This window comes from Roseomonas gilardii (assembly GCF_001941945.1).
Taxonomy (GTDB): Bacteria; Pseudomonadota; Alphaproteobacteria; order Acetobacterales; family Acetobacteraceae; genus Roseomonas.
This window is the reverse complement of the sequence record NZ_CP015583.1, coordinates 4,041,878-4,061,693: the sequence shown is the minus strand read 5'-3', so window position 1 is coordinate 4,061,693 and position 19,816 is coordinate 4,041,878. Positions and strand designations below refer to the sequence as shown.

Annotated in this window: 14 protein-coding genes; 11 read left to right on the top strand and 3 right to left on the bottom strand. The window is 70.6% G+C overall.

The window, feature by feature from the left end; genetic code table 11:
• The first annotated feature begins 19 nt into the window (after nt 1-19).
• Together RGI145_RS18345 and RGI145_RS18340 are read left to right on the top strand one after the other, a co-directional pair.
• On the top strand, nt 20-943 hold the full coding sequence (locus tag RGI145_RS18345; protein WP_075799506.1) for a ring-cleaving dioxygenase: 924 nt from the start codon (nt 20-22) through the stop codon (nt 941-943).
• A 71-nt stretch (nt 944-1,014) separates the two neighbouring features.
• Nucleotides 1,015-1,671: an alpha/beta hydrolase gene (locus tag RGI145_RS18340; RefSeq protein ID WP_075799505.1), complete on the top strand. Its 657-nt coding sequence runs from the start codon at nt 1,015-1,017 to the stop codon at nt 1,669-1,671.
• Between the two features lie 222 nt (nt 1,672-1,893).
• Here RGI145_RS18340 and RGI145_RS18335 read toward each other — a convergent pair whose 3' ends face one another.
• Together RGI145_RS18335 and RGI145_RS18330 are read right to left on the bottom strand one after the other, a co-directional pair.
• Entirely contained in the window at nt 1,894-2,274 is a 381-nt protein-coding gene (locus RGI145_RS18335; protein WP_075799504.1) for a response regulator, read from the bottom strand.
• Entirely contained in the window at nt 2,271-4,673 is a 2,403-nt protein-coding gene (locus tag RGI145_RS18330) for a hybrid sensor histidine kinase/response regulator (protein WP_075799503.1), read from the bottom strand. The genes RGI145_RS18335 and RGI145_RS18330 overlap by 4 nt, the downstream gene beginning before the upstream one ends.
• A gap of 221 nt (nt 4,674-4,894) precedes the next feature.
• Between RGI145_RS18330 and RGI145_RS18325 the strand changes: the two genes are divergently transcribed.
• Nucleotides 4,895-5,728: a hypothetical protein gene (locus RGI145_RS18325; protein WP_075799502.1), complete on the top strand. Its 834-nt coding sequence runs from the start codon at nt 4,895-4,897 to the stop codon at nt 5,726-5,728.
• A 63-nt stretch (nt 5,729-5,791) separates the two neighbouring features.
• On the opposite strand, the gene RGI145_RS18320 is transcribed toward RGI145_RS18325, so the two are convergent.
• Complete coding sequence (locus RGI145_RS18320) at nt 5,792-7,123, bottom strand: glycosyltransferase family 87 protein (protein WP_075799501.1); 1,332 nt, start codon at nt 7,121-7,123, stop codon at nt 5,792-5,794.
• Nucleotides 7,124-7,609: 486 nt separating this feature from the next.
• On the opposite strand from RGI145_RS18320, the gene RGI145_RS18315 reads away from it, so the two are divergent.
• The 8 genes from RGI145_RS18315 to RGI145_RS18280 all read left to right on the top strand — a co-directional run bounded on the left by RGI145_RS18315 (nt 7,610) and on the right by RGI145_RS18280 (nt 19,803).
• Nucleotides 7,610-10,957 (top strand): phage head spike fiber domain-containing protein, encoded by a 3,348-nt coding sequence (locus RGI145_RS18315; RefSeq protein ID WP_075799500.1) that lies wholly within the window; start codon nt 7,610-7,612, stop codon nt 10,955-10,957.
• 35 nt (nt 10,958-10,992) lie between these two features.
• The gene (locus RGI145_RS18310) at nt 10,993-12,144 is read left to right on the top strand and encodes an acyltransferase family protein (RefSeq protein WP_075799499.1); all 1,152 of its coding nucleotides are present in this window, start codon (nt 10,993-10,995) and stop codon (nt 12,142-12,144) included.
• Between the two features lie 276 nt (nt 12,145-12,420).
• Nucleotides 12,421-13,881 carry a UbiA family prenyltransferase gene (locus RGI145_RS18305; RefSeq protein WP_075799498.1) on the top strand — a complete coding sequence of 487 codons (1,461 nt, stop codon included), beginning with the start codon at nt 12,421-12,423 and terminating at the stop codon, nt 13,879-13,881.
• 50 nt (nt 13,882-13,931) lie between these two features.
• Nucleotides 13,932-15,371 carry a hypothetical protein gene (locus RGI145_RS18300; protein WP_075799497.1) on the top strand — a complete coding sequence of 480 codons (1,440 nt, stop codon included), beginning with the start codon at nt 13,932-13,934 and terminating at the stop codon, nt 15,369-15,371.
• Nucleotides 15,372-15,389: 18 nt separating this feature from the next.
• On the top strand, nt 15,390-15,764 hold the full coding sequence (locus RGI145_RS18295; protein ID WP_075799496.1) for a DMT family transporter: 375 nt from the start codon (nt 15,390-15,392) through the stop codon (nt 15,762-15,764).
• A 281-nt stretch (nt 15,765-16,045) separates the two neighbouring features.
• A complete protein-coding gene (locus RGI145_RS18290; protein WP_075799495.1) occupies nt 16,046-17,260 on the top strand; it encodes an MFS transporter in 1,215 nt (404 codons plus the stop codon).
• Nucleotides 17,261-17,635: 375 nt separating this feature from the next.
• Nucleotides 17,636-19,120, top strand: coding sequence for a hypothetical protein (locus tag RGI145_RS18285; RefSeq protein ID WP_075799494.1), 1,485 nt, complete (start codon nt 17,636-17,638; stop codon nt 19,118-19,120).
• A gap of 140 nt (nt 19,121-19,260) precedes the next feature.
• A complete protein-coding gene (locus tag RGI145_RS18280) occupies nt 19,261-19,803 on the top strand; it encodes a MarR family winged helix-turn-helix transcriptional regulator (RefSeq protein WP_075799493.1) in 543 nt (180 codons plus the stop codon).
• Nucleotides 19,804-19,816 lie beyond the last annotated feature (13 nt).

Genomic DNA, 19,816 nt, shown 5'->3' with positions numbered 1-19,816 from the left:
CCCGCCTGGAGGAACTTCCATGGCCCGCAACGGCATCCATCATGTGACCGCCATCGCCGGCAAGGCGCAGCGGAACCTCGACTTCTACACGCGCACCCTCGGGCTGCGGCTGGTGAAGAAGACGGTGAACTTCGACGACCCTGGCGCCTACCATTTCTACTACGGCGACGAGGCCGGCAGCCCTGGCACCATCCTGACCTTCTTCCCCTGGGAGAACGCCGCCCCCGGCCGCGCCGGGATCGGTGAGCTGCAGGAGACGGTGTTCCGCGTGCCGCAGGGCGCGATCGGCTACTGGACGCAGCGCCTGACGCCGCATGGCGTGGAGCGCGCGGAGGCCTTCGGCGAGACGCTGCTGCGCTTCCGCGATCCGGACGGCATGCGCCTCGCTCTGGTGGGACTGCCCGGCATCGAAGCCGAGGCCGCCTGGAGTGCCGACGGGATCCCGGCCGAGGTGGCGATCCGCGGCTTCCACAGCGTGCGGCTGATGCTGGACCGCACCGAGGCAACGGGTGCCATCCTCGCCGACGTCTTCGGCTTCGCCGAGGCGGGGCGCGAGGGCGACACCGTGCGCTACCGCGCCGAAGGCACGGCGCTGGGCGGGATCGTGGACCTGCAGGGCGTCGGCGGCTTCCTGCCGGCGCGGCTCGGGCGCGGCTCGGTGCATCACCTGGCCTTCCGCGCCGCCGACGACGCGGCGGAGATGGAGATGGCGCGGCGGCTCACGGAGAACCACGGCATCCGAACCACGGAGCAGAAGGACCGCGACTACTTCCGGTCCGTCTACTTCCGCGAGCCGGGCGGCGTGCTCTTCGAGATCGCGACCGACATCCCCGGCTTCGCGGTGGACGAGCCACCGGAGGCCCTGGGCGCGGGCTTGCAACTGCCGGCCTTCCTGCGGCCGCACCGGGCGGCGATCGAGGCCGCGCTGCCCGCTTTGGCCTGACCCCTGGCGGTGCGCTCCTGCCGGGGGCGTGCCGCCCCCGGCAGGAGAGTGACACGAAAGGAGACAGCCGCATGAGCAGCACCGAGACCGATACCAGGACGGGCCACGACGCCCGGCTGGGCTTCCGCCACCGGTTCCGGCCGGCCACGCGGCCGGGCCGTCCGCCGCTTCTGCTGCTGCACGGCACCGGCGGCGACGAGGACGACCTGCTGCCGCTGGGCGAGGCGGCGGCGCCGGGTTCCGCCCTGCTCTCGCCGCGCGGGCAGGTGCTGGAGAACGGCATGCCGCGCTTCTTCCGGCGGCTGGCGGAGGGCGTCTTCGACGAGGCGGACCTGCGCCATCGCACCGACGAACTCGCCGCCTTCATCCGTGGTGCGCGGGAGGCCTACGGGCTGGAGGCACCGGTGGCCCTGGGCTTTTCCAACGGCGCCAACATCGCCGCGGCGCTGCTCCTGCGCCATCCGGGCCTGTTGCGGGGCGCGGTGCTGCTGCGGGCCATGCAGCCCTTCCGGGAGGAGGAGCCGGTCCCGCCGCCGGGGCTGGCCGGCACACCGGTCCTGCTGCTGTCCGGCACGGCCGATCCCATCGTGCCCGCCGCGAACAGCGAGGGGCTGGCGGCGCGGCTGCGCCAGGCGGGGGCCGAGGTCACGTATCATCCCCTGCCGGCGGGGCACGGCCTGTCACAGATGGACCTGTCCCTGGCACGGTCCTGGCTGGCCGGCCTCTGAACACGCCCGGACCGGCTCCCCGACGAGCTACCCCGCCGGATGCGCCGCCAGGCCCTTGGTCCGCCGCCCGGCCAGAGGCGGCGGACCGGCCGCCGGAGCTGCGGAAGGAACACCGCTTCCGGCCATGCCGGCCCCCGGAAAGGCCGGCACCATCGCCGGCGCGCGGTCCTGGCAGGAAGACAGCCCCGTTACCCGGACCCCATCACCTGTCCCCTGATCCTGTCACCTGGTCCCTGGCGCACCCGTCAGGGCCTCGATCTGCTGCAGCAGGCGAGTGAAATCCACCGGCTTGGGGTGATAGTCGTCGCAGCCCGCCGCCAGCGTCCTTTCCCGGTCCCCGGCCATGGCGTGGGCGGTCAGGGCGATGATCGGGATGGCGCCGCCCGGCGGCGTCCCCGCCTTGATCAGCCCCGCGGCGGTCCAGCCATCCATCACCGGCAGGTTCATGTCGAGCAGCACGATGTCGGGGCATTCCCGCCGCGCCATCTCCACCGCCGCCTCCCCGTCCATGGCCAGCAGGACCTCATGGCCACGGCGGCGCAGCCGGCGCGACAGGAAATCCCAGATCTCCTCGTGGTCCTCGACCAGCAGGATGCGCGTCATGCGGGGCCCCCCGCACCCGGTGGCGGCCGCTCCCGGCCGTTCTCCTCCGGCGCGGGCACCAGATCCCGCACCTCATGCGCCAGCTCGTTCAGGCTGACACTGCCCTTCAGGATCAGCCGCTCCGCCCGGTGGCCGAGCCAGGCGCGCTCCTCCGGCGTCACGTCCTTGGCGGTCAGCACGATCACCGGCACCTCCGCCCCCTCCGGCCGGCGGCGCAGCCCTTCCAGGAAGCCGAAGCCGTCCATCCCCGGCATCATCAGGTCCAGCAGCACGAGGGAGGGCAGGGAGCGGGCCGCCAGCTCCAGCCCCTCGCGGCCGTCGCCGGCCTCGGCCACGCGCCAGCCGTCGCGTTGCAGCATGGTGCGGAGCATGCCCCGCGCCCCGGCATCGTCGTCCACGATCAGCACCTCGCCGCCCTCCACCGCCGGGGGGCGGAAGCGTTCCATGACCCGGCGCAGCCGTTCCCAGGCGATGGGCTTGGTCAGGTAGTCGGTGGCGCCCAGCGCATGGCCAAGCCCCTTCTCGTTCACCACGGAGGCCATCACCACCGGCACGCCGGACAGCGACGGGTCGCTGCGGATGGCATGCAGCACCGACCAGCCGTCCATCTGCGGCATCTCGACATCCAGCAGCACGGCGCGCGGCTTCAGCGCCCGCGCCAGGGCCAGGCCGGAGCGCCCGTCGCCCGCGCAGCGCACCTGGAAGCCTTCCCGCTCCAGGAAGCGCGTCATCAGCTCCCGCGCGGCGGGGTCGTCATCCACCACCAGCACGATGCGCCCCTCCTGTCCCGCCGGGGGCGCCTCCGCCATCTCGGCCTCGGCCTGTGCCGCCGCCTGGAAGCGGGCCGGCAGACGCATGGTGAAGACCGAGCCTTCCCCGGCGGTGCTCTCGGCGCTCACCTCGCCGCCCAGCTCCCGGCAGAAGGCGCGGGTGATGGAAAGGCCGAGGCCGGTGCCGCCGAACTGCCGCGTGGTGGATTCGTCGGCCTGGGTGAAGCGCTGGAAGAGCCGGGAAAGCTGCTCCGCGCTCATGCCGATGCCGGTATCGCCGACCTGGAAGACCAGCCAGTCGCGCCCTTCCGCCGCCTCGCGCCGCGCGGACAGGGTGATCCGGCCCTCCCCGGTGAACTTGGCGGCGTTGCCCAGCAGGTTCAGCAGGCACTGGCGGATCTTGGTCTGGTCCGACTCCATCGCGCCGAGCGGCTCCTCCAGCCGCAGCGACAGCGTGTTGCCCCGCCGCGCCACCAGCGGCCGCACCGCCTCCGCCGTCTCCGTGAGCAGGGCGGCGACATCGAAGCTCCCGACCGAGACGGTCATGCGCCCGGCCTCGATCTTCGACAGGTCCAGCACGTCGTTGATCAGGCCCAGCAGGTGCCGGGCATTGCTTTCGATCTTGCGCAGGTCGGCCAGGAGATGCGCTTCGCCCAGATCCTCCACCTCCTCCGCCAGCATCTCGCTGTAGCCGATCACGGCGGACAGAGGCGTGCGCAGCTCGTGGCTCATGTTGGCGATGAACTGGCTCTTGGCGCGGTTGGCGGCCTCGGCCGCGTCGCGCGCCTGCTCCAGCTCCTCCTCCGCCCGCTTGCGGTCGGTGATATCGGTGTGCGAGCCCACCCATTCCCGCAACGACCCGTCGCGCGCCAGCACCGGGGCCGCGCGCACCTCCATGTGGCGCCAGGTGCCGTCCCAGCGGCGGACCCGGTGCTCCATGGCATAGAGGCCGCGCGTTTCCTTGGCATGGCCCCAGATCTCCGCGGTGCGGCCGCGGTCCTCGGGATGGATGGCCTCCAGCCAGCCCCAGCCGCGATGCTCCTCCCAGGACTGGCCGGTGAACTGCATCCAGCGCGGCTGCGGCGCCTCGAACTCGCCGGAGCCCGGGGTGGTCCAGATGATGGCGGAGGAGGCATCCATCAGCGTGCGGAAACGCTCCTCGCTCCGCCGCAGCCTGTCCAGGGCGTCGCGATGTTCGGTCACGTCGGTGTTGGTGCCGCTCCACTGGATGATCCGTCCGCCCGCGTCGCGCAGCGGCAGGGCGCGGGACAGGAACCAGCGATAGGTGCCGTCGTGCCGGCGCAGCGGGAAGGTGTCCTCCCATTCCTCGCCGCTTTCCAGCGCGGCCTGGAAACGCGCGACCACGCGGTCCAGGTGGTCCGGGTGGTGCAGCGCGCGCCAGCCCTGGCCGCGCATCTCAGCGAAGCTGCGGCCGGTGTATTCGTACCAGCGGCGATTGTACCAGTGGATGTCGCCATCGGGCGTGGCGATCCAGGCCAGTTGCGGAATCGCGTCGGCGAGGTTGCGGAAGGCGTTGCGCAGCGAGGCGCCGCCGCTCCCGGCCACCCATGGCGTGCTCGCTCCGCGCTGTTCCGGCCCTCGCTGTTCCGGCCCCCGCTGTTCCGGCATGGCCCTGCCCCCTCTGTTCCCCGCGGAAAGGCACGGCCCCGCCGCACATGCCGATCCGCCCGCCGGCTTCGTCCTGGCCGTGTTGGCGCGGAACGCGCCGGGAGGCCGCGGGCTGCATGCCCCCGGGCCGATGTCTTGCGGGAGCGCAAGGATTCAGCCATCGGGGGAACCTCCGTGGCCGTCCGGCGTGGCCGGGCCACCTTAGGGAAAAGCAGATCGCCATGTCGCCGATGACACAGGAGCCCTGGCTTCCGGCCGCCGGGGCGTCGCGCCTGGTTCCCCTGATCTCGCTCTGGCTCTGCATGCTCGCCCTGCTGTTGCTGCGCCTGGTCCTGGGTCTTGCCCTCCCGGCCGGGATGGACACGGACATGCGGGTGGCGCTGTTCCTTCTGGCGCATCTCCTGGCGGCAGGCGTCCTCTGGTGCGCCGGCCGGGCGATCCGGCGCCGCAGCGGCCCTGCGCCGCTCAGCCGTGCCGAGTACCTGTTCCCCATGGTGCTGGCGGTGATCCAGCCCGCCTCGGGGGAAGCGGATGTTCCGGCATTCCTGGCCGCCCTGTTCCTGGCGGCGATGCCCGTCGGGGCTTTCGCCCTCGGCCTGGGAATGCACCGGTCCATGCCGCTCATGCCAGGCTCGCCCGCGCTGGCGGAGGCTGACGGCGAGACCCTGGGATGGGCTGCCCGGATGGGGCGCTTCCTGCTGGTCCTGCTCCTCTCCTTCCTGTCCCTTCCCCTTCAGATCGTCATGGTGACGTACCTGTTCCCGCTGACGAGCTCCGCCATCGGCAAGGGATCGATGGCGATCCTCCTGTACCTCGCCAGCGCGGCGGCCTTCTGGTGGGCGGGGACGCGTCTGCGCCGGCTCTGGGCGGCGCAGCCCATGGGCAGGGCGGCTTTCTGCCTTGCCACGGCGCCGGCGCTGCTCCTGCTGGTCCGGTGGGAGGCCACGACGCCGTTGGTCGTGGTCACGCTGTTCTGGACGCTCCTGCCCCTTCTGGCCCTGGCCCTCGGACTGGGCTTGCACCGGCGGGCCGGCTCCCGGCCCGTCCCGCGCTGAGCGCCGGCGGGACGGCGCCACCCTGCGAGCGGAGGATGGCGTAGACGCCCCTCCGCCCTGGCGTCAGGAACCCGCCAGCGGCTGCGTGGCCCGCCCGCCGAGGCCGAAGCCCTGGGGCGAGGCGGCGCGTGCCCGGCTCCAGGCGAGCAGCCCGAACCACAGCAGCCCGCCGAAGAGGAGGTAGGAGACGCCGAAACGCGCATAGGCTTCCATCAACCCCGGATTCGCGAAGGCGATGACCAGCACCGCCGGCGTCGTCAGCAGGATCGCCGCCCAGCCCAGCGCGCGGCGCGCCGGACTGGCGGCGAGGGCGGAGCCGGGGGCCAGGAAGAAGGCCGCTGGCAGGAGCATCAGCAGATAGTAGTGCGACCAGGAGAGCGGGCTGCTGACCACGGCCAGCACCAGCACCAGCGCGTATTCCAGGTCCTGCCCACGGCTTCCCCCCGTCCGCGCTCCCTGGGCGGAGCCCCGCACGCAGGCGAGCAGCGCGGTCAGGTAGAGCAGCCCGACCGCCACCGTGCCGGTCATCCGCTGCAACGGCGCTGGTGTGCGCAGGGTCTCCCAGTCCATCAGCGCCGCCGGGCCTTCGGCGAGGCGCACCAGGAAGCCCGCCACGGACTGCACGTTGAAGGCGCCAAGCGGGTGGCTGCTGAACTGGAGCACGCTGAGCTGCAGCCAGTGCCAGTGCATCTCCCAGCCGAAGATGGCGAGGGAGAGCAGCCCCGCCGCGCCGCAGAAGCCGGCGAAGCCGGCCGTGGCGCCCCAGTTCCGGCGCAGCAGGAAATACAGGCCGAAGAGCATGAGCGGCAGCTTGATCACCGCCGCGAAGCCGAGCAGCAGCCCCGCCGCCACGTCCCGCCGCCCGCGCAGCAGCCAGAGCCCGGCGGCCAGCAGCAGCAGCACGATATGGGTGGTGTTGCCTTCCTTCAGGCTGTTGTGCAGCGGCCCGTTGATGGCGAAGAGCAGCAGCAGCAGCCAGAAGCCCGTCCCGCGCAGCCCGGCGAGCCGGGCCAGCAGCAGGAAGGCGCCGGCCGTGGCCGCGAGGCCGATCAGCGTGAACAGCACCGCCGCCGCCTTGTCCGGCAACAGGGCGAAGGGCGTGAAGAGATAGGCCACGACGGGCAGGTTCACGAAGCCGTCCACGCCCCGCTCGATCTGCGGCCCCAGCGCCGCGGGACCGTCCAGCACGGCCTGTCCGGCCAGGTAGTAGGCGACCCGGAAGTCCTCGAAGAGATGCCGGGGCTCCGAGATGGCGAAGAGGGCCAGCGCCGCCATGGCGCAGAGGAGCGGCATGGCCCAGGCGGGCCTCGCCTCCTGGCGCGACAACCGGAAGAAGAGGAACAGGCTGCCGGCGATCGTCACGAGATCCGCGAGCGGGAGCAGTTTGGTCAGCATGGGACCGTCCGGGCCTCCGTCAATTTGCCGTTCAGGGCATGAGAATCAAGCCGCCGGGAGGGGCGTGGCAGGAATTTGTCTCATCATAGAGACGTTTTATCATCTTTTAGCAATACTTATTGCGCTGCCGTCTCAAGGGTCTCATGATGTGGCGCAAGGACAGGCAGGGGCCGCGACCAGGGGCGATGAGACGCGTCAGACATCCGGCGGGGATCCGGCGGCGGTGCCATGGCGCGCCGCTCGATCCCCGGTCGTGTCCCGCGCCATGCCTCGCGGGGCGGTGGCCACGCCCTGACGGCCTGGACCGGGCCGGGCGGGAGCGGGGAATGCGGACCCCGTCACGGCCCGTACCGGCACATGCCGCCGGGCTTCGGGCCGGGGGGCCAAGGGAAGGAAAGCCGGCCTCGTCGCCATGCTTGGCCCATCGCCCTGGGCGTCTGCCGCGGGCGCGGTTCACGCAATGGTAATGCCAGGAGGGCATGAGACATGGCGACAACCACCAACAGCAGACCCGCCGCAGTGGCGGATACGGCCGCCGTCTCGGAGGATGGGGTGCTGCAGGCCACGGGCAACGTGCTGTCCAACGACACGGACGCGGATCGGGACACGCTGACCGTCACCGCCGTGAACGGGCTGGCCGCGGGCGTGGGCACGACCATCGCGGGCACCTATGGCAGCCTCGTGCTCGGCGCCAACGGACAGTACACCTATGTCCTGGCCAATGCCCAGGCGAACGTGCAGGCGCTCGCCGCCGGCCAGACGGTGACGGAGACCTTCACCTACACGGTCTCGGACGGGCAGGCCCATGCCGATGCCGGCGAGAACCTGATCGCGCAGTCGGAAGCCTTCGGCGATGCCTCCTGGGTGGCGTTCAACGGCAACGGCGCCCTGCCCACCATCACCAGCAATGCCGCCACCGGGCCGACCGGCACGGCAACGGCCGATGTGCTGAGCCTGACGGCAGACAGCGGCCTCTACACCGCCACGGCCGTCAGCGGGCAGTACACCTTCAGCATCTGGATCCGGCTGGTCAGTGGCAACGGCAACTTCGCCTTCAACTACTATGACGGGGCCAGCGACGGCATCCAGACCGGCACGGCGACCGGGGAATGGCAGCGCTTCAGCTGGACCTTCACCGGCAACGGCAACAGCGACGCCAATGTCGCCATCCTGCACGACCTCGCCTCCTCCACCGGCAGCGTCTTCGAGATCTGGGGCGCGCAGATCAACAGCGGCGGCAGCGCCGGCACCTATGTCGCCACCACCGGCACTCCCGTCGCCGCCACTACCGTCACCACGCAGAACCTGATCGCGCAGTCGGAGGCCTTCGACGACGCCTCCTGGGCGCATTTCACCGTCACGGGCACCCAGCCCACGGTGACGGCCGATGCCGCCACCGGCCCGACGGGGAGCGGCACGGCCGACCTGCTGAGCCTGTCCGGCATCGGCGCCGGCATCTACGTCAACACGGCGGTCAGCGGGCAGTACACGTTCAGCGTCTGGGTCCGCCTGGCCAGCGGCGACGGGCATTTCAGCTTCAACTACTACGACGGCAGCAGCAACCACCTCCAATCCGCCACGGCGACGGGCGAATGGCAGCGCCTGAGCTGGACCTTCGACGCCAATGGCAACGGCAATGCCAATGTCGCCATCATGCATGACTTGGCCACCGCCACCTCCGGCGTCCTCGAACTCTGGGGCGCGCAGCTCAACCAGGGCGCGTCGGCGGACAGCTACATCGCCACGACCGGCAGCCCCGTCACCGTGACCAGCGCCGGCACGGGGGGCGAGACCACCACTCTGACCATCGCGATCACCGGCGCGGCCGACAGCAGCACCGGCGGCCCCGCCTTGCCCGTCGCGGTGGCGGATACGGCCGCCGTCTCGGAGGATGGGGTGCTGCAGGCCACGGGCAACGTGCTGTCCAACGACACGGACGCGGATCGGGACACGCTGACCGTCACCGCCGTGAACGGGCTGGCCGCGGGCGTGGGCACGACCATCGCGGGCACCTATGGCAGCCTCGTGCTCGGCGCCAACGGACAGTACACCTATGTCCTGGCCAATGCCCAGGCGAACGTGCAGGCGCTGGAGGCCGGGCGCAGCGTCACCGACGTCTTCCGCTACACCGTCTCGGACGGGGCGAGCCACACCGTCACCACGCAGAACCTGCTGCCCTACTCGGAGGCACTCGACAATCCGGCCTGGGTGCGCTTCAGCTCGAACGGCGCCTCCGCCACGGTGATGGCGGACGAGGCGCTGAGCCCGATCGGCACCAGGACGGCCGAGCTGCTGAGCATGACGGGCTACGGCACCGGCCTCTACACCAACACGGCGGTCAGCGGGCAGTACACCTTCAGCGCCTGGATCCGCCTGGCCGCGGGCGACGGGCATTTCAGCTTCAACTACTATGACGGCAGCAGCAGCCACTTCCAGTCCGCCCTCGCCAACGGCGAGTGGCAGCACTTCACCTGGACCTTCACCGGCAGTGGCAGCGGCAGCGCCAATGTCGCGATCATGCACGACCTCGCCACCTTCACCTCGGGCAGCTTCGAGATCTGGGGCGCGCAGCTGAATGCCGGCGCCACGGCGGATGCCTATGTCGCCACCTCCGGCACCCCCGTCACCCAGGCCAGCACGGGCGTCGCCACCGTCACCTCCACCCTGACCGTCACCATCGCCGGCGCGAGCGACACGCTCGGCGCCGCCGCCACCCTGTCCCTGGCCGACCACGCGGACGGGGTGGTGGCCAATCTCGCGACGGGGCAATGGGCCCAGGCGCTGAAGATCATGCCGCTGGGCGATTCCATCACCTATGGCTGGCGGCAGATCGACACCAACTACGGCTACCTGCAGGACAACCTGGCGAACGGCTACCGCCAGCCGCTCTGGGCGGAGTTCACCGACCGGGACATGCTGATCAACTATGTCGGCTCCCAGAGTTCCGGCACCAGCACACTGCCCGACCACGACCATGCCGGCTTCCCGGGCTGGAAGGCGGACGAGCTCGCCACCATCCTGCCCAGCCTGCTCGGCAGCAGCGCGCCCGACGCGGTGCTGCTCATGGCCGGCGCCAACGACGTCTTCCGCGAGGATGCGGCGCAGAACACGGTGGGCACCGACATCAAGGCGATGCTCAACGCGATCGCGTCCGCGAATCCCGCCACCCATGTCTATGTCTCGACCATGCTGCCGACCGCCTGGGCCGATGCGTCGGAGGTGAACGCGGTCAACGCCGTCATCCGCTCCACCGTGCAGAGCGCCATTGCCAGCGGACAGCATGTCACGCTGGTCGAGATGCCCGGCGTCACCACCGCCGACATGTATGATGGCATCCACCCGACCGAAGCGGGCTATGCCGAGATGGCGCAGTACTGGCTGAACGCCATCCTGGCCGCCCAGGGCAATGGCGGCGGCACGCCCGGCGGCACCGCCCAGGCCATCGCCTCCGGCATCACCTCGATCCTTGGCGGCAACGGCAACGACCTGCTGATCGGCGACACGCGGGCGAACACGCTGAACGGCGGCGACGGCAATGACCGCCTGATCGGCGGAGGCGGGAGCGACACGCTGATCGGTGGCGCCGGGGCGGACGAATTCGTCTTCCGCCCCGTGGCGGGGAACGTGGTGGTGCAGGATTTCAGCGCGGCGGAGAAGGACGTGCTGGTCTTCGACGGCATCGCGGGACTGAGCAACTTCGCCGCGCTGAGCGGCCATGTCGCGCAGGCCAACGGCGCCACGGTGATCGACCTGTCCGGCTTCGGCACCCAGGTGCAGATCACCCTGCAGGGCTTCACCGGCGGCCTGACCGCGGACAACGTCTGGTTCTCATGACAGCCCCGGCCAGGCCGGAGAGGCAGGACAAGAAGATGGAAACGCCGAACGTGACAAAGCCGGGGGGGCGGAAGGGCGACTACCTCTATGGCGTGGATGCCATCCGCTTCCTGGCCGCGCTGATGGTCGCCTTCTTCCACCTCACCTGGTACGACGCGGCCACGCCGGAGGTCGGCTGGTTCGGCTGGGTGGGCGTGCAGATCTTCTTCGTCCTGTCCGGCTTCGTGATCGCGAATTCCGCGAACGGCACGACGCCGCTGGCCTTCCTGCGCTCCCGCGTGCTGCGCCTCTACCCGGCCGCCTGGGTCTGCGCCGTGCTGAGCCTCGCCGTCCTGACCCTGGCGCCGCAATCCGATTCCAGCCTGCTGCGCCCCTTCCTGGCCTCGCTCGCCCTGGCGCCGACCGGCCCCTGGATCGCCACGGCCTACTGGACCCTGCCGATCGAGATCGTGTTCTACGCGCTGATCCTGCTGCTGCTGCTGCGCGGCGCCTTCCATCGCCTGGAATGGCTGGGCATCGGCCTCACCCTGGCCGGCAGCGCCTATCTCGCCGCCTATGCGCTGCAGGTGGCCGGCGTCATCCATGGGCCCTCGCTCGAATTCGGCTACGGCGTCCGCAACCTCACCCTGTTGCGCCACGGCATCTACTTCGCCACCGGCATCTTCCTCTGGCTCTGGTCGCGGCGGCGGCTGTCGCGGGCCGGGGCCCTGGCCCTGCTGCTGGCGGTGCTCATGGCGCCGGTGGAGATGACCTGCCGCACCCTGGAGATCGTGGAGAAGTCGCCCGGGCATCTCGATGCCGCCGCGATCTGGCCCTGGCCCATCCTGCTCTGGGTGCTGGCCTGCGGCGGGATCGTCGCCTCGGTGGCCTGGCGCGGGGAGATCGCGCGCCTGCCGGCGTCCTGGCTGCGGGGCCTGCGGAATGCGGGGCTGATGACCTATCCCCTCTATCTGCTGCACGAGCCCATCGGGCATACGCTCCGGCACGCCTTCCTGGCGCAGGGGATGCCGCCGGTCGCGGCGGCGCTGCTCGGGATCGCGGGCACGGCCCTGGCGGCCCTGGCCGTGGCCAGCCTGGCGGAACCCCTGCTGCGGCGGGCGCTCCAGGAACTCCTCCGGCGGAAGCGGGGCGACGAGACGCCGGAGGCGGGGCTGAGCCTGCTGCGCCGTTCCGGCGGTGTGATCTGACAGCGGCCCCCCCGACGAGGGCGCCCTGAGGGCCCCTCCCGGCCGTGAAGGGACTCGTGGCACGGGAGTGCTCCCTTAACGGAAGCACCATCAGTGTTTTTCAACCATTGGGAGAAATTCATTCCCTGACACTGCGAATCATCCCAAAAAACCCTCCGTGACGGCCCCATTTTCCGCGCAAGACCTAAAAAAACCAAATTGTCTCTATTTTGTGCTTTACTTCTCATTGCTGCCCTGCACCAATTAGGAGCCTCGTGACATTAAGGAGTGGGTCCCATGGATGTGGCAGTAGAGTTGCTGGCAGCGCCCGCGGCAGCGTCCGCTGCCCGGCCCCTGGTCGTTGATCTTGATGGGACGCTGATCCGCTCCGATCTCCTGATCGAGACAGCCTTCGCCGAACTCGGGCGGCGGCCTCTCTCGGGCTTCCGTCTCCTGCGCGCCCTCGCCGCCGGCAAGGCGGCGCTGAAGCACCTGCTGGCCGAGACCGCGGATCTCGATCCGGCGACGCTGCCCTATGACGAGGTGGTGCTCGACCGCATCCGGCAGGCCCGCGCCCAGGGTCGCCCGGTCTGGCTGGCCTCCGCCAGCAATGCCCGGCTGGTCGAGGCGATCGCCGGCCATCTCGGCCTCTTCGACGGCTGGCTCGCCTCCGACGCCACCAACAACCTCGCCGGCGCGGCCAAGGCCCAGGCGCTGGCCGAACGCTTCGGCCATGGCGGCTTCGACTATATCGGCAACGACACCGCCGATCTGCCCGTCTGGGCGGAGGCCGGGCATGCCCTGGCGATCCGCACCTCGCCGCGCGTCGGCCGGCGCCTCGCCGCCATCCACCCGGATGCGGAGCACCTGCCCTCCGCCCGCGCCAGCCTCAAGACCTGGCTGAAGCTGATGCGCGTGCACCAGTACGCGAAGAACGCCCTGGTCTTCGTGCCGCTGCTGACGGCCCATGCCTTCACGCCCGAGGCGCTGCTGCAGAGCATCCTGGCCCTGCTGGCCTTCTCCCTCTGCGCCTCCAGCGTCTATCTCCTGAACGACCTGCTGGACCTCGCGGCCGACCGCGCGCACCTGACCAAGCGCCGCCGCCCCCTGGCCAGCGGCATGATCCCGCTGATGGACGGCATCCTGGCCGTGCCGATCCTCTTCCTCGCCTCCCTGGCCGTGGCCATCGCGGTATCACCGGCCTTCCTGGCCGTGCTGCTCGGCTACTTCGCCCTCACCACCGCCTATTCGCTGGTGCTGAAGCGGAAGATGCTGGTGGATGCCGTGGCGCTGGCGCTGCTCTACGCCTTCCGCGTGGTGGGCGGCGCGGTGGCGATCAACGTGGCCATCTCGGAATGGCTGATCGCCTTCTCGCTCTTCATCTTCATGGCCCTGGCCCTGGTCAAGCGCTACATCGAGCTCTCGACCCTGCTCGACCGCGCCCTGCCCGATCCCTCGAACCGCAACTACAAGACCGGCGACCTGCCGATCGTCGCGGCGCTGGCGGCCTCCAGCGGCTTCAACGCCATCATCATCCTCACCCTCTACCTGTCCAGCGACGCGGTGCACTCGCTCTACAACCATCCGCAGCTGCTCTGGCTGCTCTGCCCCGTGCTGATGTTCTGGTTCGGCCGGGTGCTGCTGATGGCCCATCGCCGGCTGATGCACGACGACCCCATCGTCTTCGCCCTGCGCGACCGCGTCAGCCGCTACGTCCTGGTGGCCTCGGTCGGCATCGTCCTGGCCGCCACCTTCTGATCCCGCCCCGGAAGCACGCCCTCTCCCGACGCCCTTAAGGAAAGCCCCGCATGTTCATCCAGCCGAGCCGCTCGATCGCGGCCCGCTTCCCCGGGGAGGCGGGCACCCTGGCCCGGGAGACCGCCGCGTCTTCCGGCGTGACGGACAGCCTGGTGGCGACGGGCTGGGCCCTGCTCGGCGCCAGCCTGTCCTGGTGGGCCTCGGCGCAGTTCGCCCATAGCTTCTACCAGATGGAATGGATCAACATCTGGTTCCAGGCGGACCAGCCGCGGGTCCTGGGCAACATGCTGGATATGCGCGGATCGCACCGTTCCTCGGTGCACCCGATCTTCTCGATCCTGATGGTCCCGCTGACCAACCTGCTCCTGCTCCTCGGCCTGACCCCGGTCGCCGCGGCCAAGGCGCTGGTGGCGGGTGCCGGGGGGCTGAGCGCCGCGCTCTTCTACCTCTCGATGCGCGGCCTGACGCTGAGCCTGCCCATCGCCAGCCTGCTCACGGCCGGGCTGCTCGCCAGCGCGACCTATCTCTACTGGTTCGCGATCGTCGAGACCTATCCCTTCGCGGCCCTGGGCACGAGCATCATGCTCTGGGCCGTCACCAGTTGGCGCAACCGGGGCATGCTGCCCTGGGCCCTGGCCTCCGCCGCGACACTGGCCATCACCACCACCAACTGGAGCTTCGGTCTGGCCGCGGCCTTCTTCCGGCTCGGTCTGCGCCGCAGCATCGCGGTGAGCCTGCTGGCCTTCGCGATGATCGCCGGCCTCGCCATGGTACAGCGCGTCACCTTCGAGGATGCGGGCGTCTTCTTCCAGCCCCGTGTGCTCAAGCAGGAATCGGAGTTCCTGCGCGCCGAGCGCAGCGAATTCTCCAAGGCCGAGGAAGCCAGGGGCGAGACCCCGCTCTCCGTGCTGCGCTCGATCCTGCTCTACAGCGCCGTCACCGCTCATGTGCGCGTCGAGCCCGTGCAGGACGGCATCCTCGAAAGCGTCATGGTGCGCCGCCCCGATGCGGGCGCCTCGCAGGACTGGTTCTACCAGTATGTGAAGGCGCACGTCCCCTTCATCGAGGAGCGGGTGTACAACATCCTCAACAACCAGCATTCCCCGGTGCTGGACCAGGGCTGGGCCGGGCTGGGCGGCATGCTCGCCTGGATCGTGCTGCTGGCCTGCGGCGTCTGGGGCGCCATCCTGCACCGGCCCGGGCGCGCCGCCGCGATGGCGATCGGCGCCTTCCTCCTCGGCCAGATCGCCCTGCACCTCGTCTATGGCGAGATCACCTTCCTCTACGCCGCGGACTTCTTCCCGGCGCTGCTGGCCCTGGCCGCCTTCGCCTTCTTCACCCCGGCACGCCGCCTGGCGGTGGTCGCGGCCCTGGCCTTCGTCATCCTCGGCGGCATCAGCAACGTCACCGAGCTGCGCAGCAACATCGCCGAGGCCAACAGCATCATGCAGAAGCCCCTCAACCCGATCCTGCATGGCAACAAGCACTGAGGATCAGACGGAACGCGCATGCCCATCTCCACCTACTTCCTGCTGATCAGCAGCATCGCCCTCGCCACCTTCTCCCAGGTGGTGCTCAAGATCGGCATGTCCTCGGAGCCGGTTCAGCTCGCGCTGAGCCGGCGCCAGCCGGTCGATACGGTCGCTTCCATCATCACTTCGCCCTGGGTCCTGGGCGGCCTGACCTGCTTCGGGCTGAGCGCGGTGGTCTGGCTCCTCGTCCTGTCGCGCATGAACCTGTCCCAGGCCTATCCCTGCGTCGCCCTGGGCTTTGTGCTGACCATGTGCGCCGGCTATTTCCTGCTGGGTGAGCCGATCAACATGCTGCGGATCGGCGGCCTGTCCCTGATCCTTGCCGGCGTCGCCTGCGTCGCCGTCAGCTGAACGGCCATCTCCCGGGCGGGGCGGGCCGTGCCCGTCCCCCATCGGTAGAGCCGGGCATCCGTCGCCCGCTGGCCCGGCCCTGACCGGCCTCCCGGTCCGGCATCGAGGCCCGGCCGCCTGAAAAGGCCGCACCCGAGGGTCTGGGCTGCGGAAAAACCTGGGCTTGGACGGCATGGCCCATGCGATTCCTGATGGCTTCCTGCCGGCCGCACCGGCCTTTCCGGCCTCCAGAAGGACCGGTCCGGCCTGTCCGGAATCGGCTGACCGAGGGGAAACGCCATATGAGCCAGGGCAGCCTTGCCGCCGAACGGCCCGCCGCGAGCCAGACCGCCTTCACCGTGCTGGCGGCGCTCAGCCTCTGCCACCTGCTCAACGACATGATGCAGTCGCTGCTCGCGGCGCTCTTTCCCGTGCTGAAGGCAAGCTACGGGCTCAGCTTCACCCAGATCGGCTTCCTCGCTTTCACCTTCCAGCTCACCGCCTCGCTGCTGCAGCCCGCCGTGGGCTGGTACACCGACCGCAAGCCACAGCCCCGCTCTCTGCCAGTCGCCATGGGCTTCACCTTCTGCGGCCTGCTGCTGCTCGCCACGGCAGACCACTACTGGTCGCTGCTCTGCGCGGCCGCCATGGTCGGCATGGGCTCCTCGGTCTTCCACCCGGATTCCTCGCGCATCGCCCGCATCGCCTCGGGCGGGCGGCACGGGCTGGCGCAGTCCATCTTCCAGGTTGGCGGCAATGCCGGCTCAGCGATCGGCCCGCTGCTGGCCGCCTATATCGTCCTGCCGCGCGGACAGGGCAGCGTCGCCTGGTTCTCGCTGGCCGCGCTGCTCGCCATGACGCTGCTCTGGTGGATCGGTGGCTGGGCGCACGGTCAGATGCTCAGCCGCCGCCGCGCGCCCGGCCACGCTACCCCGCCGCATGCGGTCCTGCCGCGGCAGAAGGTCATGATGGCCATCACCGTGCTCGGCATCCTGGTCTTCTCGAAGTACATCTACATGGCCAGCCTGACGAGCTACTACACCTTCTACCTGATGCAGACCTTCGGCCTGAACATCCAGGACGCACAGGTCTATCTCTTCCTCTTTCTTGGCGCCGTCGCGGTCGGAACCGTGGTGGGCGGCCCGGTGGGGGACCGCTTCGGGCGCAAGGTGGTGATCTGGGGCTCCATCCTCGGCATCCTGCCCTTCACCCTGGCGCTGCCTTACGTGAACCTGTTCTGGACGGCGGTGCTCACCGTGCTGATCGGCCTGATCCTGGCCTCGGCCTTCTCGGCGATCCTGGTCTATGCGCAGGAACTCGTGCCGGGCCGTGTCGGCGTGATCTCCGGCCTGTTCTTCGGCTTCGCCTTCGGCATGGGCGGCCTCGGCTCCGCCCTGCTCGGCATCCTGGCGGATGCGAGGGGCATCACCTTCGTCTACCACCTCTGCTCCTTCCTGCCCCTGCTCGGCATCCTCACCATCCTGCTGCCAAATGTGGAGCGGCACCGGGCAGAGTAGGGGGCCGGGGCTGCCGCACCTCGCTCGCGTCCAGCCCCGGGGGAGGCTCCGCCTGCCCCCGGAACCCCCACCGCTGGGGGAATAGTATTCCCCCAGACCCCACCTTGAGTTGGCGCTGGGTGGCAAGGTCAGCCTGCGGGGGGCTCCCGAGAAAGAAAATCACCATCTCCGCGCTGATGGCACCTGCAGTCCGCCGGAGAGCGATGCTCTCCGGCGCGATCCGGCGTCAGCAGGAACCAACGAACGGGGTCCAGGGCGCGCAGCGTCCTGGCGGATGGGGGTCTGGGGGAAGGCGGAGCCTTCCTCCGGGACAGGGCGACGCCGGAAGCCAGGCCCGGCGCCACGAGGCTTGACGCCAGAGATGCGGTCGGGAGCATGGCCCTCATGCCAGGAGGGAGACGACCCATCGCCACCCCCATCGCCCGCCGCCATCTGGCGGGGCTGGCCCTGTCGGGCCTGATCGCCGCACCCGCCACCCGGGATGCCAGGGCGGAGCGGGAGCGGGACCTTTATGCCGGCCCCCTGTCCCCGCCGCAGCCGATGCAGGGGCGCGTCACCGCCCTGCGCGTGGCGGATTTCCACGGCGGGCACGGCATCAACGTGCATCTGCAGAACAGCCGCGACTACGAGGATTTCGAGGGCCGTGTCCGGCCCGCGCTGGCGGAGCTGGGCATCCGCCGCATCCGTGGCTCCCTGCCCGACCGGCCCGCGCCGATCGGCTGGGTGAACACGCTGCAGGAGCGGCACGGCATCACGCTGCTGAGCCATGCCGGGGCGAACGACTTCCCGGCCGCCCGGTGCATCGCCATCGCGCGCAAGCTGGTGCCCGGTGCGGTGGACGGGTTCGAGGGCTCCAACGAGATCGATGGCTGGTACCAGGGCTTCATGCGCCGCCAGAACCGCGACGGCGATGCCGAGGCGGTGCGCTGGCAGCGGGAGCTACGGGCGGCGCGGGATGCCGATCCGCGCTTCGCCACCCTGCCGATCGGGGCGCCGACGGTGATCGACGTCCGCCAGTCCTGGCGCATCGCCGGGTCCATTCCCTTCAACGACCGCGGCACCTTCCACCCCTATCCGGGCGGGCGGCCGCCCTGGCTGCGGGGACAGGGCGCGCCGCTGACGCGGGGGGGCGAGACGCTGCGCTATGGCAGCCTGCGCTACGGCGCCACCTATGCCGCCAACCCGCTGGCACCGGGCAAGCCCTTCTGGGCGACGGAGCTCGGCTACAACACCGACCCGACCGGGCTGGACGAGGGCAACCACCCCTGCCCCGAGGACATCGCCGCCCTCTACATGACCGGCTACGGCGCCTACTGCCTGAAGAACGGGCTGGAGCGCTGGTACTTCTACGAGCTGCTGGACGAGCCGCTGTCGCGCGGGCGCTCCAACGAGGCGCATTTCGGCCTGGTGCGCGGCGATGGCAGCCGCAAGCCCGGCTTCCACGCCCTGCGCAACACCCTGGCGCTGCTGCGCGACGATGGGCGGGAAGCGTCGGGCTTCATGCCCGCCACGCTCGACCTCGCCCTGTCCGGCGACCTGTCCAACCCCTGGGCGGAGGAGGTCACGGACGGCGTGGTGACCTGCCTGCTGCAGGATTCCGCCGGGACCTTCTTCTACGGGATGCAGCTCGGCGCGCCGCTCTACGACGTGGTGGCCAAGCGCCGGCTGGAGCCGCCCCGGCCCCGCCGGATCACCGTCTCCGTCGCCGGGGGGATGGAGGCGGTGGCGCTGGGCGATGCGCTGCGGGACGGCTCCTGGCGGCAGGACGGGGTCACGCTCTCGGACGGCGCGCGGGGGCGGCAGGCGGCGCTGGGGGTCGGGCCGGGCATGCGCTGGCTCCGCTTCCGGCGGGCGGGATAGCGGCCGGGGAAAGGCGGCCCTCGCCGCATTTCGCTTGTCCTTCCGGTGAAAGGTTGGATATCCTACCAATAAGGCCCCGGACCCGTGGGCCCGGCAGGCAGGCCGCCAGAGCCCGCCGCCCAGGGAAAGGAGCGACCTTCATGGCCCCGCTGCGAGCCTCGCGGCCCGGTGCGCCCATGCCTGCGGAGGAGGAGGCCGCCACCTCCGGGGATTCGCCGCCCGCTCCCCCGCCCCCTGGCCGCCCGGATGGCGAGACCGGCCTGGGCGGGCTGGAGGAGATGCTCGGCTTCAACCTGCGGCTGGCGCAGGAGGCCTCCTTCGCCGCCTTCGCGCGCCGCACCGGGCAGAGCGACCTGCGGCCCGGCCGCTTCGCGATCCTGCGCATCATCGCGGCGAATTCCGGCCTGTCGCAGACGGCGCTCAGCGCCGCGGCGGGGCGCGACAAGTCCACCCTGACCCCGGCCCTGGCCGACCTGGAGAAGCGCGGCCTGATCCAGCGCCGCCGCGCGCCGCGGGACCGGCGCAGCTATGCCCTCTTCGTCACGGCGGAGGGAGAGGCCGTGCTGCGGGCGCTTTCGGGCCATGCGGCGGCGCATGACGCGGCGCTCGATGCGCTGGTCGGGCCGGAGCAGCGGGCGATGTTCCTGGCCATCCTGCGGCGCATCGCCGCCGGGATCGGCTGAGGCCGGCAAACAG

Excerpts from the sequence above, each read along its gene's own strand:
- RGI145_RS18335 (WP_075799504.1), bottom strand. The coding sequence starts at position 2,274 with ATGACGCGCATCCTGCTGGTCGAGGACCACGAGGAGATCTGGGATTTC.
- RGI145_RS18310 (WP_075799499.1), top strand. The coding sequence starts at position 10,993 with ATGGAAACGCCGAACGTGACAAAGCCGGGGGGGCGGAAGGGCGACTAC.
- RGI145_RS18340 (WP_075799505.1), top strand. The coding sequence starts at position 1,015 with ATGAGCAGCACCGAGACCGATACCAGGACGGGCCACGACGCCCGGCTG.
- RGI145_RS18345 (WP_075799506.1), top strand. The coding sequence starts at position 20 with ATGGCCCGCAACGGCATCCATCATGTGACCGCCATCGCCGGCAAGGCG.
- RGI145_RS18330 (WP_075799503.1), bottom strand. The coding sequence starts at position 4,673 with ATGCCGGAACAGCGGGGGCCGGAACAGCGAGGGCCGGAACAGCGCGGA.
- RGI145_RS18300 (WP_075799497.1), top strand. The coding sequence starts at position 13,932 with ATGTTCATCCAGCCGAGCCGCTCGATCGCGGCCCGCTTCCCCGGGGAG.
- RGI145_RS18285 (WP_075799494.1), top strand. The coding sequence starts at position 17,636 with ATGGCCCTCATGCCAGGAGGGAGACGACCCATCGCCACCCCCATCGCC.
- RGI145_RS18305 (WP_075799498.1), top strand. The coding sequence starts at position 12,421 with ATGGATGTGGCAGTAGAGTTGCTGGCAGCGCCCGCGGCAGCGTCCGCT.
- RGI145_RS18280 (WP_075799493.1), top strand. The coding sequence starts at position 19,261 with ATGGCCCCGCTGCGAGCCTCGCGGCCCGGTGCGCCCATGCCTGCGGAG.
- RGI145_RS18290 (WP_075799495.1), top strand. The coding sequence starts at position 16,046 with ATGAGCCAGGGCAGCCTTGCCGCCGAACGGCCCGCCGCGAGCCAGACC.
- RGI145_RS18320 (WP_075799501.1), bottom strand. The coding sequence starts at position 7,123 with ATGCTGACCAAACTGCTCCCGCTCGCGGATCTCGTGACGATCGCCGGC.
- RGI145_RS18325 (WP_075799502.1), top strand. The coding sequence starts at position 4,895 with ATGTCGCCGATGACACAGGAGCCCTGGCTTCCGGCCGCCGGGGCGTCG.
- RGI145_RS18295 (WP_075799496.1), top strand. The coding sequence starts at position 15,390 with ATGCCCATCTCCACCTACTTCCTGCTGATCAGCAGCATCGCCCTCGCC.
- RGI145_RS18315 (WP_075799500.1), top strand. The coding sequence starts at position 7,610 with ATGGCGACAACCACCAACAGCAGACCCGCCGCAGTGGCGGATACGGCC.